17 protein-coding genes are annotated in these 16,491 nt (G+C 71.5%); 11 read left to right on the top strand and 6 right to left on the bottom strand.

The window, feature by feature from the left end:
* The first annotated feature begins 39 nt into the window (after positions 1-39).
* The 9 genes from rlmN (at position 40) to C9F13_RS06515 (ending at position 9,581) form a co-directional block, all read left to right on the top strand.
* On the top strand, positions 40-1,167 hold the full coding sequence (gene rlmN, locus C9F13_RS06555) for a dual-specificity RNA methyltransferase RlmN (RefSeq protein WP_108445440.1): 1,128 nt from the start codon (positions 40-42) through the stop codon (positions 1,165-1,167).
* A 122-nt stretch (positions 1,168-1,289) separates the two neighbouring features.
* The gene (pilW, locus tag C9F13_RS06550) at positions 1,290-2,036 is read left to right on the top strand and encodes a type IV pilus biogenesis/stability protein PilW (RefSeq protein WP_108445439.1); all 747 of its coding nucleotides are present in this window, start codon (positions 1,290-1,292) and stop codon (positions 2,034-2,036) included.
* Between the two features lie 30 nt (positions 2,037-2,066).
* A complete protein-coding gene (locus C9F13_RS06545) occupies positions 2,067-3,071 on the top strand; it encodes a RodZ domain-containing protein (RefSeq protein ID WP_108445438.1) in 1,005 nt (334 codons plus the stop codon).
* 10 nt (positions 3,072-3,081) lie between these two features.
* On the top strand, positions 3,082-4,197 hold the full coding sequence (gene ispG, locus C9F13_RS06540; RefSeq protein ID WP_108445437.1) for a flavodoxin-dependent (E)-4-hydroxy-3-methylbut-2-enyl-diphosphate synthase: 1,116 nt from the start codon (positions 3,082-3,084) through the stop codon (positions 4,195-4,197).
* A gap of 26 nt (positions 4,198-4,223) precedes the next feature.
* Complete coding sequence (gene hisS, locus C9F13_RS06535; RefSeq protein WP_108445436.1) at positions 4,224-5,534, top strand: histidine--tRNA ligase; 1,311 nt, start codon at positions 4,224-4,226, stop codon at positions 5,532-5,534.
* 28 nt (positions 5,535-5,562) lie between these two features.
* A complete protein-coding gene (locus tag C9F13_RS06530; protein WP_108445435.1) occupies positions 5,563-6,219 on the top strand; it encodes a YfgM family protein in 657 nt (218 codons plus the stop codon).
* Complete coding sequence (gene bamB, locus C9F13_RS06525) at positions 6,216-7,364, top strand: outer membrane protein assembly factor BamB (RefSeq protein WP_108445434.1); 1,149 nt, start codon at positions 6,216-6,218, stop codon at positions 7,362-7,364. Before C9F13_RS06530 ends, bamB begins: the two co-directional genes overlap by 4 nt.
* Positions 7,361-8,764, top strand: coding sequence for a ribosome biogenesis GTPase Der (der, locus tag C9F13_RS06520; RefSeq protein WP_108445433.1), 1,404 nt, complete (start codon positions 7,361-7,363; stop codon positions 8,762-8,764). Before bamB ends, der begins: the two co-directional genes overlap by 4 nt.
* 196 nt (positions 8,765-8,960) lie before the next feature.
* Positions 8,961-9,581 carry a hypothetical protein gene (locus tag C9F13_RS06515; protein ID WP_108445432.1) on the top strand — a complete coding sequence of 207 codons (621 nt, stop codon included), beginning with the start codon at positions 8,961-8,963 and terminating at the stop codon, positions 9,579-9,581.
* A gap of 65 nt (positions 9,582-9,646) precedes the next feature.
* Here C9F13_RS06515 and C9F13_RS06510 read toward each other — a convergent pair whose 3' ends face one another.
* Complete coding sequence (locus C9F13_RS06510) at positions 9,647-10,513, bottom strand: ATP-binding protein (protein WP_108445431.1); 867 nt, start codon at positions 10,511-10,513, stop codon at positions 9,647-9,649.
* Between the two features lie 133 nt (positions 10,514-10,646).
* Here C9F13_RS06510 and C9F13_RS06505 point away from each other — a divergent pair, with 133 nt between their 5' ends.
* Both C9F13_RS06505 and C9F13_RS06500 read left to right on the top strand, forming a co-directional pair.
* Positions 10,647-11,447 carry a M48 family metallopeptidase gene (locus C9F13_RS06505; protein ID WP_108445430.1) on the top strand — a complete coding sequence of 267 codons (801 nt, stop codon included), beginning with the start codon at positions 10,647-10,649 and terminating at the stop codon, positions 11,445-11,447.
* Positions 11,448-11,464: 17 nt separating this feature from the next.
* Complete coding sequence (locus C9F13_RS06500; protein ID WP_108445429.1) at positions 11,465-11,725, top strand: hypothetical protein; 261 nt, start codon at positions 11,465-11,467, stop codon at positions 11,723-11,725.
* A gap of 62 nt (positions 11,726-11,787) precedes the next feature.
* Here C9F13_RS06500 and aroE read toward each other — a convergent pair whose 3' ends face one another.
* The 5 genes from aroE to C9F13_RS06475 are packed head-to-tail and all read right to left on the bottom strand — an operon-like array spanning position 11,788 to position 16,442.
* Positions 11,788-12,600 (bottom strand): shikimate dehydrogenase, encoded by an 813-nt coding sequence (gene aroE / locus C9F13_RS06495; protein WP_108445428.1) that lies wholly within the window; start codon positions 12,598-12,600, stop codon positions 11,788-11,790.
* Entirely contained in the window at positions 12,597-13,526 is a 930-nt protein-coding gene (gene hemF, locus C9F13_RS06490; protein ID WP_108445427.1) for an oxygen-dependent coproporphyrinogen oxidase, read from the bottom strand. Before hemF ends, aroE begins: the two co-directional genes overlap by 4 nt.
* Before the next feature lie 31 nt (positions 13,527-13,557).
* A complete protein-coding gene (gene tsaC, locus C9F13_RS06485; RefSeq protein ID WP_108445426.1) occupies positions 13,558-14,115 on the bottom strand; it encodes an L-threonylcarbamoyladenylate synthase type 1 TsaC in 558 nt (185 codons plus the stop codon).
* 58 nt (positions 14,116-14,173) lie between these two features.
* Complete coding sequence (gene dprA / locus C9F13_RS06480) at positions 14,174-15,295, bottom strand: DNA-processing protein DprA (protein ID WP_108445961.1); 1,122 nt, start codon at positions 15,293-15,295, stop codon at positions 14,174-14,176.
* Between the two features lie 49 nt (positions 15,296-15,344).
* Entirely contained in the window at positions 15,345-16,442 is a 1,098-nt protein-coding gene (locus C9F13_RS06475; RefSeq protein ID WP_342747783.1) for a LysM peptidoglycan-binding domain-containing protein, read from the bottom strand.
* Between the last annotated feature and the right edge of the window lie 49 nt (positions 16,443-16,491).

Here is a 16,491-nt window from a genome sequence, read left to right as displayed (position 1 = left end):
CCCACCCCCGCCCCCTGCCCCACCGACGCGCTGACCACCATGACCGCCACCACTGCTCCCCGACTCACCAACCTGCTCGGCATGACGCGCGAGGAGATGGAAGCCTTCTTCCTCTCCATCGGCGAGAAGAAGTTCCGTGCCGCCCAGGTGATGAAGTGGATCCACATCGAGGGCTGCGACGACTTCGCGGCCATGACCAACCTCTCCAAGGCGCTGCGTACCCGCCTGGCCGAGGTCGCCGAGATTCGCGGCCCGGGCGTGGTCTACGAGGGCTCGTCGAGCGACGGCACCCGCAAGTGGGTGCTCGAAGTGGAAGACGGCAGCTACGTGGAGACGGTGCTGATCCCCGCCGACAACGGCAAGCGGCGCACCCTGTGCGTCTCGTCCCAGGTCGGCTGCTCGCTGGACTGCAGCTTCTGCTCCACCGGCAAGCAGGGCTTCCAGCGCAACCTCACCGCCGCCGAGATCATCGGCCAGGTGTGGGTGGCCCAGCGCAGCGTGGGGCCGCGGCGCGACACCGCCAACCGCCCCGTCACCAACGTGGTGATGATGGGCATGGGCGAGCCGCTGCTCAATTACGACAACGTCGTGCCGGCCATGAAACTGATGCTCGACGACGACGGTTACGGCCTCTCCAAGCGCCGCGTCACGCTCTCCACCTCCGGGGTGGTGCCGATGCTCGACAAGCTCGGCGACGAGCTCGACGTGAGCCTGGCCGTCTCGCTGCACGCCGCCAACGACGAGCTGCGCAACGAGCTGGTGCCGCTCAACCGCAAGTACAACATCCGCAGTCTGCTCGATGCCTGCCAGCGCTACCTGGCCAAGTGCCACGACACGCGCCAGGTGACCATCGAGTACACGGTGATCAAGGACGTCAACGACCAGCAGGAGCACGCCCGTCAGCTCGCCGAGCTGCTCGAGGAACTGCCGTGCAAGATCAACCTGATCCCGTTCAACCCCTTCCCGCACTCGGGCTACGAGAAGCCGTCGCGCAACCAGGTGATGCGCTTCCAGCAGTGGCTCTATGAGCTGGGCTACACGGCCCCGATCCGCTCCACCCGCGGCGACGACATCGATGCCGCCTGCGGCCAGCTGGTGGGCCGCGTCAAGGATCGCACCAAGCGCCATGCGCGCTACATCCAGTCGATCCAGATCGACGCCGACTGAGCGGGGGGCGCCTTGACTTCAACCGGTCTCGGCGCTTTGATGGACGGGCCTTTTTTCACCGTCGGCCGCGTGTCGCACGCCTCCCGCGGCCCCCGGTTGCGTGCCTATCTGGAGAGGATGCCATGACCCCTTGCCCGAGCATGACCGGCCTTCGGCAGTTACCCGCCGCCCTCATGCTGCTGGGCACGCTGTGGCTGTCCGGCTGCGCCACCCAGGCCAACCTTCCCGCGGACAACGGCAGCGACGCCGCCGCGGCCTACACCCGCCTCGGGGTGGCCTACCTGGAGCGCGACAACCTGCCCCGCGCCCTGAACGCCCTGGACCGGGCACTCGAGATCGATCCCGACGATGCAGAGGCGCTGCAGGCCATGGCCATGGTCCACCAGCGCCAGGGCGAGGGAGCCCTGGCCGGCGAGATGTTCCGCCGCGCCATCGAGGCCGACCCGACGTTGACCCGCACGCGCAACAACTACGCCGCCTTCCTGTATGATCGGGGCCGTATTGCCGAGGCCTGCGAGCAGCTCGAGCGCGCCTCCGAGGACACCCAGTACGCGAATCGCGGGCAGCTGTTCGCCAACCTCGGGCAGTGCCGCCTCGAGATGGGCGACGTCACCGCCGCACGCCAGAGCCTCGCCCGCGCCCAGGCCATCGATCCGCGCGGCGCGCGCAGCTATCTGCTGCTGGCCGAGCTCGAGGCCGCCGAGGGCAACCTCGAGCGCGCCGAACGGCAGCTGGAGCGCTACATGCGCCTGGCCGGCCCCCGGGCCGAGGCCCTGCGCCTGGCCCGCGACCTGGCCCGCCGGCGCGGCGACGCGGCGACCGCCGACTTCTATACCGATCAGCTGGAGGGCACGCGTGCCGGGCCCTGACCACCGTTTTCTGACGAAGGATGCTCAGACATGAGCGACATTCATAACGACGCCGCCGCCGAGACCTCGCCCCGCCTGGCCTCGCCCGGCGAACTGCTGCGTCGCGAGCGCGAGTCCCAGGGGCTCGATCGCGACGAGGTCGCCGACGCCCTCAACCTGCGCCCGGCGGTGATCGAGGGGCTGGAGAACGACCACTACGAAGAGGTCCCCGTTCCCGCCTATCGCCGCGGCTACCTGCGCAGCTACGCCCAGCTGCTGGGCCTCGACGACCGCGCGGTGCTCGACGCCTACAAGACGCACTTCGGCAGCGAGGATGCCGAGCAGCGGGTCACGCCGGTGCAGATCAACCGGCCGCCCTCGCGGCTCGGCGCCTGGCTGTTCCGCCTGGTCACCCTGCTGGTGATCGCCGGCATGATCGGCCTGACCCTGATGTGGTGGCAGAGCCGCGGCGGCAGCCAGCCGCCCACCCCCGGCGACAGCGGCCCGGTGGCGGTGGACAGCCTCGACGGCAGCACCACCATCACCGAGGAGCCCGGTGCCGAGGCCGACGACCTGCCGCCGCTGCCCGAGCAGGAGGCGGAGCTCGGCCTGGTCGACGAGCCCACCGACGAGGCGCCGGCACAGGCCTCCGCCGCGGCCGACGCTGACGCCCAGGCGCCCGCCGAGGGCGAGGCCGAACCGGCCGCGACCGACGCCGAGGCCCCGACCGCCGAGACCGCCGAGACCGATATCGCGGAAAGCGAGACCGACGCCGCGGAAAGCGAGGCCGAGGCGGCGAGCGAGACCGCCGATGCCGGCGTGCTGGAGCTGACCTTCAACGAGCAGTCCTGGACCGAGATCTTCGATGCCGACAACCAGCGCATCTTCGTCGGCCTCCAGCAGCCCGGCACCTCGGCGCGCGTCGAGGGCACCCCGCCCTTCCGCCTGACCGTGGGCAACGCCACCGGCGTCGAGCTTCGCTGGGGCGGCGAGCCCGTCGACCTCACGGCCCGGGCCGGCGCCAACAACGTCGCCCGCTTCACCCTGGGAGAATGATTCCGTCACCATGCACGCACAATCCCCCATCATTCGTCGCAAGTCGCGCCAGATCCACGTCGGCAAGGTGCCGGTCGGAGGCGACGCCCCCATCTCCGTCCAGAGCATGACCAACACCGACACCCTGGACGTGGCGGCCACCGTGGCCCAGATCCGCCAGCTGGAGGCCGCCGGCGCCGACATCGTGCGCGTCAGCGTGCCCGACATGGACGCCGCCGAGGCCTTCGGGCGCATCAAGCGCGAGGTCGAGGTGCCCCTGGTCGCCGACATCCACTTCGACTACAAGATCGCCCTGCGCGTCGCCGAGCTCGGCGTCGACTGCCTGCGCATCAATCCCGGCAACATCGGCCGCGAGGAGCGCGTGCGCGCCGTGGTCAGCGCCGCCCGGGACAACGGCATCCCGATCCGCATCGGCGTCAACGCCGGCTCCCTGGAGAAGGACCTGCAGAAGAAGTACGGCGAGCCGACCCCCGAGGCGCTGGTCGAGTCGGCGATGCGCCACATCGACCACCTCGACCGCCTCGACTTCCCGGACTTCAAGGTCAGCGTCAAGGCCTCCGACGTCTTCATGGCCGTGGCCGCCTACCGCCAGCTCGCCACCCGCATCGAGCAGCCGCTGCACCTCGGCATCACCGAGGCGGGCGGGTTGCGCTCGGGCACCGTCAAGTCCTCCATTGGCCTGGGCATGCTGCTGATGGACGGCATCGGCGACACCATCCGCGTGTCGCTGGCCGCCGACCCGGTCGAGGAGATCAAGGTCGGCTTCGACATGCTCAAGAGCCTCAAGCTGCGTGCCAAGGGCATCAACTTCATCGCCTGCCCCAGCTGCTCGCGTCAGAACTTCGACGTGATCGGCACCATGAACGCCCTCGAGGAGCGCCTAGAGGACGTCATGACGCCGCTGAACGTCTCGGTGATCGGCTGCGTGGTCAACGGCCCGGGCGAGGCCAAGGAGACCGACGTCGGACTGACCGGCGGCAGCCCCGCCAACCTCGTCTACCTCGACGGCAAGCCGGCCAGCAAGCTGCGCAACGACCACCTGGTCGACGACCTGGAGCGGCTGATCCGCGAGAAGGTGCGCGAGAAGCAGCAGGCCGAGCAGGACGTGATCGCCCGGGACGCCTGAGCCGGCGCCCCCACAAGGAGCAAGCAGTGAGCAAGTCCGACACGAGCAAGAAGATCCAGGCCATCCGTGGCATGAACGACCTGCTGCCCGAGCAGTCCCCGCTCTGGCAGTACTTCGAGGGCCAGGTGCGCGCGCTGATGGGCCGCTACGGCTATGACGAGATCCGCACCCCGGTCGTCGAGCAGACCGCGCTGTTCAAGCGCTCCATCGGCGAGGTCACCGACATCGTCGAGAAGGAGATGTACACCTTCGACGACCGCAACGGCGACAGCCTGACGCTGCGACCCGAAGGCACGGCGAGCTGCGTGCGCGCCGCCATGGAGCACGGCCTGCTGCACAACCAGACCCAGCGCCTCTGGTACCAGGGCCCGATGTTCCGCCACGAGCGCCCCCAGAAGGGCCGCTATCGCCAGTTCCACCAGGTCGGCGTGGAGACCTTCGGCCTCGAGGGGCCGGACATCGACGCCGAGGTGATCCTGCTCTCGGCGCGCCTCTGGCAGCAGCTCGGCCTCGACAAGCACGTGACCCTCGAGCTCAACTCGCTGGGCTCCTCGGAGGCGCGCGCCGCCTATCGCGAGCGGCTTGTGGCCTACTTCGAGCAGCATGCCGAGGCGCTGGACGAAGACTCGAAGCGTCGCCTGGGAAGCAACCCGATGCGCATCCTCGACTCCAAGAACCCGGCGATGGCCGAGGTGATCGAGGGCGCACCCAAGCTGCTGGATCACCTCGACGAGGCCTCCCGCGAGCACTTCGAGCGGCTTTGCGCGATGCTCGACGCCGCCGGCATCGCCTACGTGATCAACCCGCGACTGGTGCGCGGACTGGACTACTACGGCCGCACCGTCTTCGAGTGGACCACCACCGCGCTCGGCAGCCAGGGCACCGTCTGCGCCGGCGGTCGCTACGACGGCCTGGTCGAGCAGCTCGGCGGCAAGCCGACCCCGGCGGTGGGCTTCGCCATGGGCATCGAGCGGCTGATCCTGCTGCTCGAGACCCTCGAGCTCGTGCCCGCCGAGGCCCGCGGCGCGCTGGACGTCTACCTGCTGCCCATGGATGACGCGGCCTCCGGCCCCGCCCTGCTGCTCGGCGAACGCCTGCGCGAGGCGTTGCCCGAGCTGCGCGTCCAGCTGCACTGCGGCGGCGGCAGCTTCAAGAGCCGCATGAAGAAGGCCGACAAGAGCGGCGCCCGCCTGGCCCTGCTGCTCGGCGAGGACGAGCTGGCAGAGGGCAGCGTGACCCTGAAGTTCCTGCGCGAGGAGCGCGAGCAGCAGCGACTGTCCCAGAGCGCGCTCGTCGACACCCTGACATCCCTGCTGAACGGCGAATCGCTCGCCTGACGGACACCCGCATCAAAGGAGACCGCCCGTGGCGGAGCTGAGAACCGAGGAAGAACAGCTTGAGGCCATCAAGCGCTGGTGGAAGGAGAACGGCACCTCGCTGATCGCCGGCGCCGCCATCGCGGCGGCCGGCGTGTTCGGCTGGAACGCCTGGCAGGACTACCAGGCGAGCCAGGGCGAGGCCGCCTCGCTGCGCTACCAGCAGCTGATCGACCTCACCGGCCGCGACGAGCTGGGCGACGACGCCCGCCGTCGCGCCGAGGAGCTGGTGACCGAGATCACCGACGAGCACGGCACGACCCTCTACGCCGACCTGGCCCGCCTGCTCGACGCCCGCCTGGCCGTCGAGGCGGACGACCGGGCGCGCGCCCGCGCCGCCCTGGAGGCGGTGATCGAGGAGAGCGAGCGCGGCTATCTCGAGGGGCTGGCGCGCCTGCGCCTGGCCCGCCTGCAGCTCGTCGAGGGCGAGGCCGAGACCGCCCTGACCACCCTGGAGGGCGTGCCCGAGGCCCTCGCGGCGCAGCGCGCCGAGGTGGTCGGCGATGCGCATCACGCCCTGGGTCGCGTCGACCAGGCGCGCCAGGCCTGGCAGGAAGCCCTCTCCCTCGCCGAGCAGCACGATCAACCGCTCTACGGCGTCCAGCTCAAGCTGGATGACCTCGGCACCGAGGAGGCCATCCTATGAGATCCCCCCTGCTGATCGCCGCGGGCGCGGCCCTGGCCGTGCTGGCCGGCTGTGCCGCCACCCCCGAGCCCGAATACGCGCCCCGCGCGCTCACCGACATCGCGACCACCACCGAGCTGGACACCCTGTGGAGCGAGCGCGTCGGCAAGGGGCTGGGTGACGCCGGCTACCCGGTGGCGCCCGCCCAGGACGGCGACACCCTGTTCGCCGCCGACGGCCGCGGCCTGGTCGAGGCCCTGGACGCCGACAGCGGCGAGACCCGCTGGGCGGTCGAGCTCGACACCCCGGTCTCCAGCGGCCTGACCGCCGTGGCCGAGAGCCTCTTCCTGGCCACCCGCAACGGCGAGGTGCTCGCCCTCGACCAGGTCGACGGCAGCGTCCAGTGGCGCGCCCGGGTCACCAGCGAGGTGCTCGCCGCGCCCCAGGCCAACCGCGAGCTCGTGGTGGTACAGGCCGTCGACGGCCGCGTCACCGCCCTGGATCGCGCCAGCGGCGCCGAGCGCTGGGTCTACAGCGGCCCGCGCCCCTCGCTGAGCCTGCGCGGCACCGGCACGCCGACGGTGATCGATCCGGTGACCTTCGCCGGCTTCGCCAACGGCCGCCTGGTGACCCTGGACAACCGCAGCGGCCAGCCGCTGTGGGATCGCCGCATCGCCGTGCCCCGGGGGCAGAGCGAGATCGACCGCCTGGTCGACCTGGCCGGCCAGCCGGTCCTGACCCAGGACGGCCGCCTGTTCGTGACCAGCTACAACGGTCGCCTGGCCGCGCTGGACGCCCGCTCCGGCGAGGTGCTCTGGGCCCGGGAGCTCTCCAGCTACCTGACCCCGATCCTGGTCGGCGACTTCCTGTTCGTGATCGACGAGGCCAGCCACGTCATCGCCGTGGATGCCGGCAACGGCAACGAGCTGTGGCGCAACGAGGCCCTCGAGGGTCGCTCGCTGACCGCCCCGGCCTTCGCCACCGACCACCTGGTGGTGGGCGACGCCGAGGGCTACCTGCACCTGCTCGACGCCCGCGAGGGCGAGCTCGTCGGTCGCACCCGCATCGACGGCTCGGGCCTCAGCGTGCGCCCGCTCACCGATCGTCGCCGCGTCTACGCGCTGGCCGACGACGGCACCCTGGACGCCCTGGAGCTTCGCCCATGACCCCGGTGATCGCCCTGGTCGGCCGTCCCAACGTCGGCAAATCGACCCTCTTCAACCGCCTGACCCGCTCCCGGGATGCCCTGGTGGCCGACTTCCCGGGCCTGACCCGCGACCGCAAGTACGGCAACGGCATGCTCGGCGACAAGGCCTACACGGTGATCGACACCGGCGGCATCAGCGGCGACGAGGAGGGCATCGACGCGGCCATGGCCGAGCAGTCGCTGGCGGCCATCGACGAGGCCGACATCGTGCTGTTCCTGGTCGACGCCCGCGCCGGCCTCAACGTCGCCGACGAGGCCATCGCCAACCACCTGCGGGTCAACCAGAAGAAGACCTGGCTGGTGGTCAACAAGGTCGACGGCCTGGAAGAGCACAGCGCCATGGCCGACTTCTGGCAGCTGGGACTCGGTGATCCCCACGCCATCGCCGCCGCCCACGGCCGCAACGTCACCACGCTGATCGAGGAGGTGCTCTCGCCCTTCCCGGCCCGCGACGAGAGCATCCCCGCCGACACCGGCACCAAGGGCATCCGCATCGGCGTGATCGGCCGCCCCAACGTCGGCAAGTCGACCCTGGTCAACCGTCTGCTCGGCGAGGAGCGGGTGGTGGTCTTCGACGAGGCCGGCACCACCCGCGACGCCATCGAGATCCCCTTCGAGCGCCGCGGCAAGCCCTACGTGCTGGTGGACACCGCCGGGGTGCGGCGACGCAAGAACGTCCGCGAGGTGGCCGAGAAGTTCTCGATCATCAAGACCCTGGAGGCGATCAAGGAGTGCCACGTCGCCATCATGGTGCTCGATGCCCGCTCCGGGCTGGTGGAGCAGGACCTGCACCTGCTCGACTACGTGCTGACCAGCGGTCGTGCCCTGGTGCTCGCGGTCAACAAGTGGGACGGCCTGGAGAGCGAGGCCAAGGAGAAGATGCGCACCGAGATCAAGCGCCGCCTGGGCTTCGCCGACTACGCCGACCTGCACTTCATCTCGGCGCTGCACGGCACCGGAGTGGGCGATCTCTACCCCTCCATCGAGCGCGCCTTCGCCTCGGCCAACGCCCACTGGTCCACCAACCGGCTGACCACCATCCTCCAGGACGCCACCGAGGCGCACCAGCCGCCCATGGTGCGCGGCCGGCGGATCAAGCTGCGCATGGCCCACCAGGGCGGCAGCAACCCGCCGATCATCGTGGTCCACGGCAACCAGACCGCCTCACTGCCCGAGGCCTACAAGCGCTACCTGACCAACACCTTCCGCAAGGTGCTCAAGGTGCGCGGCACGCCGATGCGCTTCGAGTTCCGCTCCGGCGACAACCCCTACGACAGCATGGCGGGGGCCAGCGACCGGGAGAAGGCCAAGAAGCGGGAACTGGGCCGCACCAAGGAGGCGCGCAAGAGCCGCCGCTGAGCCCTCACTCTGCTCGCCGACCCGGCCACCGCCCGGTCCCGTCATCGCCGACGGGCCGGGCGGTGTCGGTTGGGGCCGACAGGCCCGCTTGCGAGGCGCACAACGAAGGGCGCCCACGCCTTGACGCAGCGGGCCGCTGGCCCTGAAATACGCCTCCGCGCTGCGTTGCAGCACCGCCCTTCCGGAGGATCCCCCGATGCGTTTTCGCCCCCTCGTGCGCCGCTGGCGCCTGCTCGCCCCACTCTGCCTGGCCGCCCTGCTCGGCGGCTGCCTGGCGCTCCCCCAGACCGGCCTGTTCGCCTTCCGCCTGGCGGTGACCTCGCTGGGCGTGGAGGAGGTGCGCATCGGGCCGCTCGCCGTGGATGCGCGCCTCGACACCAGCGACCTGACCTCGCTGATCGCCTCCGGCCTCGGCGCCGGCAGCCTGCCGGTACAGGCGACCCTGGCCATGGGCCTGGGCCTGCCGGTCGGCATGCCGCCGGTGGAGATGTCCGGCTTTCGCTGGAGTCTGGACATGCCCGGGGTGGAGCCGGTGAGCGGCGACTACGAGGAGTCGGTCACCCTCACCTCGGGTGAAGATGCCAAGCTGCGCCTGCCGGTGGCCTTCGACCTGCTGGGCGGCGACCGGGAGCGCCTGGCGCCGATGGTGGAACTGGCGCGCCAGCTGGCCCGCCAGGGCGAGCTGCCCGCCGGCAGCGAGCTCGCCATCACCCCGGGTGACCTGAGCGGGCTCGGCATGACCCTGCCCGCCGGGCTGCTCACCCCCACCGTGCGCCTGGGCGTGGGCGAGGACGGCAGCCTGATTCCCCAGGGCTAATCCTTCATCGACGCCGAAATGGAGCGCCGGAGACCTGTCTGCGGCTTAGCTGCCTTGCAGGAGCGCTACGCCCCGTGCAGGCGCCGCCGGCCCACCCACTGGGTGGCGAACTGCCAGGCGCCGCGGCCGCTGCGCCCGCCGCGCAGGGTGGCGAAACGGATCGCGTCGGCCCGGGCCTCGGCGTTCCAGTCCTCGCGGCTGCCAAGCTGGGTGACCCAGTGACAGCAAGCCTCCAGGTAGACGTCCTGGTTGAACGGGTGGAAGCCGAGCCAAAGCCCGAAGCGGTCGGAGAGCGAGATCTTCTCCTCGACGGCGTCGCCGTGATGCAGCTCGTCGCCCACCAGGCGCGAGGCGTCGTTGTCGCCCATCGACTCCGGCAGCAGGTGGCGGCGGTTGGAGGTGGCGTAGAGCAGCACGTTGGGCGGCGGCCCGGTCAGGGCGCCGTCGAGCACGCTCTTGAGCGCCTTGTAGGCGTCGTCATGGCCCTCGAAGGAGAGGTCGTCGCAGTAGACCACGAAGCGCTGGGGCTCGCGGCGCAGCAGCTCCACGAGCGTCGGCAGCGCCGCGAGGTCGTGGCGGTCGACCTGCACCAGGCGCAGCCCCTCGGCGGAAAGCTCGTTGAGCAGGGCGCGGATCAGCGACGACTTGCCGCTGCCCCGCGAGCCCCACAAAAGGGCGTGGTTGGCCGGCAGCCCCTGCAGGAAGGCGCGGGTGTTGTCGACCAGCGCCAGCTTCTGGCGCTCGATGCCGAGCAGGTCGTCGAGCCCCAGGGCGTCCCGCGGCGGCACCGGCAGCAGCCGCCCGCCCAGCGCATGGCGCTGCCAGAGCGCGGCGACGTCCCGGGTCCAGTCCACCTCCTGGGGCGGCGGCGGCAGCCAGGGCTCGAGGTGATCGAGCAGCGTGAGCAGGCGACGCGAGAGCTCGGCGTCCATGGCGGTTCCTCCCTCTGGGCAAGGCACGGTGAGTCCAGTTCCCGGTTGACCTGACCGGTGGTCGGGGTATCTTGTGGCGAACCTCGACGCCCCGTCCAGCGTCATAGTGACCTGGACCCCACAGGAGCCCATCATGCGCTGGATTCACTGCCTCGCCATCGGCGCCCTGAGCCTGGGCCTCGCCGCCTGCACCACCTCGCCTACCGGTCGCTCCCAGCTGACGCTGCTCTCCGACGATCAGCTCGACCAGATGGGCGCCCAGGCCTTCGCCGAATACCAGAAGAAGCTGCCGACGGTCGGCGGCGCCCCGCTGCGCTACGTGGAGTGCGTCACCGATGCCGTGGTGCGTGCCCTGCCGCCCCAGGCGCGGGACCAGAACTGGCAGGTCAAGGTCTTCGCCTCCGAACAGGCCAACGCCTTCGCGCTGCCCGGCGGCTACGTGGGTATCAACACCGGCCTGCTCGACGTGGCGCGCAACCAGGATCAGCTCGCCACCGTGATCGGCCACGAGATCGCCCACGTGCTGGCCCGTCATGCCAACGAGCGCGCCTCCACCGAGACCGCCACCCAGATCGGCCTGTCGGCGATCTCGTCGGCCGCCGGCATGCAGGGCGCCGGCGGCGAGACCATGATGGCGGCGCTGGGCATGGGCGCCCAGTACGGTATCCTGCTGCCCTTCTCGCGCAGCCACGAGAGCGAGGCCGATACCCTGGGCCTGACCCTGATGGCCGACGCCGGCTTCGACCCGCGGGAGAGCGTCGCGCTGTGGAACAACATGAGCGCGGCGGGCGGCGCCCGGCCGCCGGCCTGGCTCTCCACCCACCCGAGCCACGGCCAGCGCATCGGCGGCCTGGAAGCGGGCCTGGGCGAGGCCATGGCGCGCTACGAGCAGGCCCGCCGGGCCGGCCGCACCCCCAACTGCCCACGACCCTGAAGGAACGCACGATTTCCATGCTGAAGATCGGACTGCTGCTGCTGATACTGCCCATCCTGGTACTGATGGGCGTCTATTTCGTCGAACTGGGGGACGTGCGGGACTGCGTGCTGCTCCAGGAGGGGCACTGGGACTATCGCGCCGGCGTCTGCCGCGAGGCCGCCCAGCCCTTCGTGCCCTGGGTCGACCGCCATCCCTGGCTGGTCAACGGCGGCATGCTGCTCTCGGTGGCCGGCATGGCGATGTGCATGGTGGGGCTGTACGTCAAGAAACGCTGAGGGCGCTTCATAAAAGCCGCTGGGGGCTCTACGTGAAGCGCCGCTGAGAGCGTCCCCGGCGCTTATAGCGAGCGGCGCAGCGCCTCGAGCACCGGGGCGGTGTCGGGGCGCTTGCCACGCCACTGGAAGAACGACTCGGCGGCCTGCTCCACCAGCATGCCCAGACCGTCGACGGGCCGGGCGCCGCGCTCGGCCGCCCAGCGCAGGAAGACCGTGGGCGCGGCCCCGTACATCATGTCGTGGGCCGTCGCCCCGGGCGCGAAGAGCGCGTCGGGCAGCGGCGGAAGGTCCCCGGCGAGGCTCGCGCTGGTGCCGTTGATCACCAGGTCATAGGGCCCCTCCACCGCCGCGAAGCCACCGCCGACGATCGGCCCCAGGTCGCCGAAGTCCTCCGCCAGGGCCTCCGCCTTGGCCGCGGTGCGGTTGGCGATCCGCACGCTCGAGGGCGCCTCGGCGAGCAGCGGCTCCAGCACCCCGCGCACCGCGCCGCCGGCGCCCAGCACCAGGACCCGCGCCCCGGCGAGGCGCACCCCGTGACGCTGGAGATCGCGCACCAGGCCGACGCCGTCGGTGGTGTCGCCATAGGTGAGGCCGTTGCCGCCGAGGATCAGGGTGTTCACCGCCCCGGCGCGGCGGGCGCGCTCGCTCAGGGTGTCGCAGAGCGCGAAGGCCGCCTCCTTGAAGGGCACGGTGACGTTGGCCCCGCGCCCGCCCTCGGCCACGAAGGCGCGCCAGGCGCCGGCGAAGTCGTCGAGGGGCGCCTCGATGGCGGTGTACGCCAGGCGCTCGCCGGTCTGCTCGGCGAAGGCCGCATGGATGGCCGGCGACTTCGAGTGGCCGACCGGATGGCCGAAGACGCAGTAGCGATCGATCATGCCTCGTTCTCCTCTGCCGCCTCGCCCAGCCAGTCGCGGGGCTTAAGATAGTCGTCCAGCGCCGCCTCAGCGCTGCCCGGCTCCGGGTGCCAGTCGTAGATCCAGCGCGCCAGGGGCGGCATCGACATCAGGATCGACTCGGTGCGCCCGCCGCTCTGCAGGCCGAACAGCGTGCCGCGATCCCACACCAGGTTGAACTCCACGTAGCGGCCGCGGCGGTAGAGCTGGAAGTCGCGCTCGCGCTCGCCGTAGGGCGTATCGCGGCGGCGCCGCACGATGGGCAGGTAGGCGTCGAGGAAGCTGTCGCCCACGGCGCGCTGGAAGGCGAAGCTCGCCTCGAAGCCCTCCTCGTTGAGGTCGTCGAAGAAGAGCCCGCCGACGCCGCGGGTCTCGTCGCGATGCTTCAGGGTGAAGTAGTCGTCGCACCACGCCTTGTAGCGCGGATAGGCCGCTTCACCGAAGGGCGCGCAGGCGTCACGGGCCACCCGGTGCCAGTGCACCACGTCCTCGAACACCGGGTAGTAGGGAGTCAGATCGTAGCCGCCGCCGAACCACCACACCGGCGCCTCCCCCGCCTTCTCGGCGATGAAGAAACGCACGTTGCCGTGGCTGGTCGGCACGTGGGGATTCTCCGGGTGCAGCACCCAGGAGACCCCCACCGCGTGGAAGCTGCGCCCGACGAGTTCCGGGCGCGCTGCGGTGGCCGAGGGCGGCAGGCGCTCGCCGAAGACGTGGGAGAAGTTGACGCCGCCCTTCTCGAAGAGCCGGCCCTCTTCGATCAGGCGAGAGCGGCCTCCGCCGCCCTCCTCGCGCTGCCAGCTGTCCTCGCGGAAGCAGCCGCCGTCCTCGGCGGCCAGCGCCGTGCAGAGGCGGTCCTGCAGGTCGAGCAGGTAGGTCTTGACGTCGTCCAGATGGGCGTGGGCCACCGGTGCCTCCTGGGGAAAATCGGGGAGTGGGTCAGGAACGCAGGACTTGGCCGGTCGCCAGGTCGCGGATGGTGCTGGGACGCTCGAGGCCGCCGAGCGCGCCCTCAAGGACGCCATCGAGGGTGTCGCCGAAGACGCGGCGGATCTCGTCGGCGCTCATCGCCGGCGGCTCGCCGGCGCGGTTGGCCGAGGTCGAGACCACCGGGCCGCCGAAGGCCTCGCACAGGGCGATGACCAGCGGATGGTCGCTGACGCGCAGCGCCACGCGATCATGCTCGCCACGCACCAGGGCATGGGCGCGGCCGTTGTCGGGCACCAGCCAGGTCGTGGGCCCCGGCCAGCTCGCCTCAAGTGGGGCGCGCTGCGCCGCCGTCAGCCCCTCGAGCCAGGGAGCGAACTGCGCGATGCTCGCGGCCACCAGGATCACGCCCTTGGCCGGGTCGCGCGCCTTGAGGCGCAGCAGGCGCGTCAGCGCCGCCTCGTCGTCGGGGTCGCAGCCGAGGCCCCAGACGGCCTCGGTGGGGTAGGCGATCACGCCGCCGGCCCGCAGGGCGGCGACGGCATCGGCAAGCGCGCTGGCGTCGTTCATGGGTCTCCTCGCCTCGGGGGTCGATGCCGCGAGGCGGCATCCTGGGAGGCGTATGCTATCACGCTCCCCGGCGGGTCGGCAGGCGCACCCAGCCGCCGGCGGCCTGGGTCGCGGCCCCCTCGAGCTCTAGTTCCAGCAGGCCACGCTGGCAGTCGGCGACGCCGCGGCCGGTCAGCGACACCAGCACGTCCACCGGGGTGGGGGTATCGCTCAGCCAGCGCAGCAGCGACTCCTCCCCCTCCGCCGTCGGATCGGGCGCCGCGGCGGGGTCGACGGCGCTCTCCATGGCATTCCCCACCGCGCTCGATACGGCCCACTGGCTCAGCTCGGCGAGGATGTCGTCGATCTGGCGCACCAGCACGGCGCCGTCGCGGATCAGCTGCAGGCAGCCCCGCGCCATGGGGTTGTGGATGGAACCGGGCAGGGCAAAGACCTCGCGGTTCTGCTCGAGGGCCAGCCGGGCGCTGACCAGCGAGCCGCTCTTCTCGGCGGCCTCGACCACCAACACCCCGAGCGACAGGCCGGTGACGATGCGGTTGCGCCGCGGGAAGAAGCCGGCTCGGGCCCGCGTGCCGGGGGGATGCTCGGAGAGCAGCAGCCCGCCGGGCGCCTGCAGCCGCCGGTGCAGGCGGTGATGGCGCGGCGGGTAGATCACGTCGACGCCGCAGCCGAGCACGGCGATGCTGACGCCGCCGGCCTCCAGGGCGGCCTCCTGGGCGGCGGCATCGATGCCGAGCGCCATGCCGCTGACCACGCACCAGCCGCGCCCGGCGAGCTCCCTGGCGAAGCCGGCGGCGTTGGTGAGCCCCTCGCGAGTGGAGCGCCGCGAGCCGACCATGGCGAGCCGCGGCGGCGCGAGCACGGCGAGATCGCCCATCGCCCACAGCACCAGCGGCGGATCGGCGATCTGGTCGAGCAGTCGCGGCCAGTGGGGATGCCCCGGATGGAGCAGGTGCCGGTCGGGCCCGGCGGCGAGCCAGGCCTCCTCGGCGTCGAGCTCGGCGGTGAGGGGGCTGCGCGCGGGATGATCGAGCCACAGCCGCAGGGCCGTGGCGGCCTCCCGGGGCAGCGCGGCGATCACGCCCGCCGGCCAGTCGGGGCGCGTCGCCACCAGCTCGCCGAGCCGGCGCGCTCCGAGGCCGGGCAGCCGGGCCAGGGCGCGCCACTCGCGGGACTGCATCTCGTGGGCCTGCACGCGGCGGATCAGGGTGGCAAGGCGGCCGCCGCTCCTAGCGCAGCGCCGTGTCCAGCCGGCGCTCGGGGCTGTGGATGCGATCGCCCACCGAGAGCGGGCGGTTGGCCTCCATCACCAGGCCATAGCTCATCTTCTCGTAGGGCCGGAAGACCATCACCAGGCCGGCATCTTCGCCGGGCAGGCGCAGCGGCTCGCCGGTGCGCGGGTCGTCGACCAGCTCGCCCTGCTGCTCGACCATCAGCACGTGCCCGGTCTCCAGGCCGTCGCGGCGACCGCGATCGAGCGCCACCACCTGCAGCGGCCCGATGAAGCGCACGCCCTCCGGCACCGCCAGGATGCGGCCGTCGATCTCGCGGTCGGGCGCCCGGGGCAGGAACTCGGTCACCAGGCGACGATCCTCGAGGGGCAGTGCGATGTCGTCGTCGCGGACCTCCTGGCGGGAGGCGGTCACCTCCATCACCACGATGTCGTCCTCCTGGCGCAGCCGGCGCGCCTCGCCGACGCTCTCGAGCTCGAGGCCCAGCACCTCGCCGGTGGCGCCGTCGACGTACTGCTCGCCGACCCGGTAGAGGCCGACGCGCCCGCCGCCCTCGACGCGCCCGCGGGCGTAGAGGCGATCGCCGCGGCCACTGACCAGCCGGCCGTCGTCCCCGGCAACCACGTAGGCCAGCTCATCCAGCGCCTCGGGGTCCTCGATCACGCGATGGTCGCGCAGGAAATGGCGCACGGCATCCAGCGGGATCGGCTCGATGGCCTCGCGGTGCGACGAGGTGCGCACCTTCGGCGACAGCCGCACCACGCCCTGGCCGCGCTCCAGGCCGAGGCAGGGCCGGCCGTTGCAGTCGTAGAGGTAGACGATGTCGCCGGGATAGATCAGGTGGGGGTTCTCGATCTGCGGGTTGACCTGCCACACCTCGGGCCACTGCCAGGGGTGCTGCAGGAAGCGACCGGAGATGTCCCACAGGGTGTCACCCTTCACCACGGTGTAGCGATCCGGGGCGTCGCCCCTCAGGCCGTCATCCCAGGAGAGCCCCTGCGCCTGGGCCAGCCCGAGCCCTCCCCCCATCAGCACGGCTGCGAGCCCCACCGTCAGGCGCCGACACCAGCGCGCTGCGCATCCTGTCTGTTTCATCCCTGCTCTCCCCGGGTTGCTGGCCCCACGCCCGTCGCCCATGGAACGA

The organism is Halomonas denitrificans (assembly GCF_003056305.1).
Lineage (GTDB): Bacteria > Pseudomonadota > Gammaproteobacteria > Pseudomonadales > Halomonadaceae > Halomonas > Halomonas denitrificans.
The sequence above is the reverse complement of the archived record's forward strand: the minus strand, read 5'-3'. Positions and strand labels throughout refer to the sequence as shown.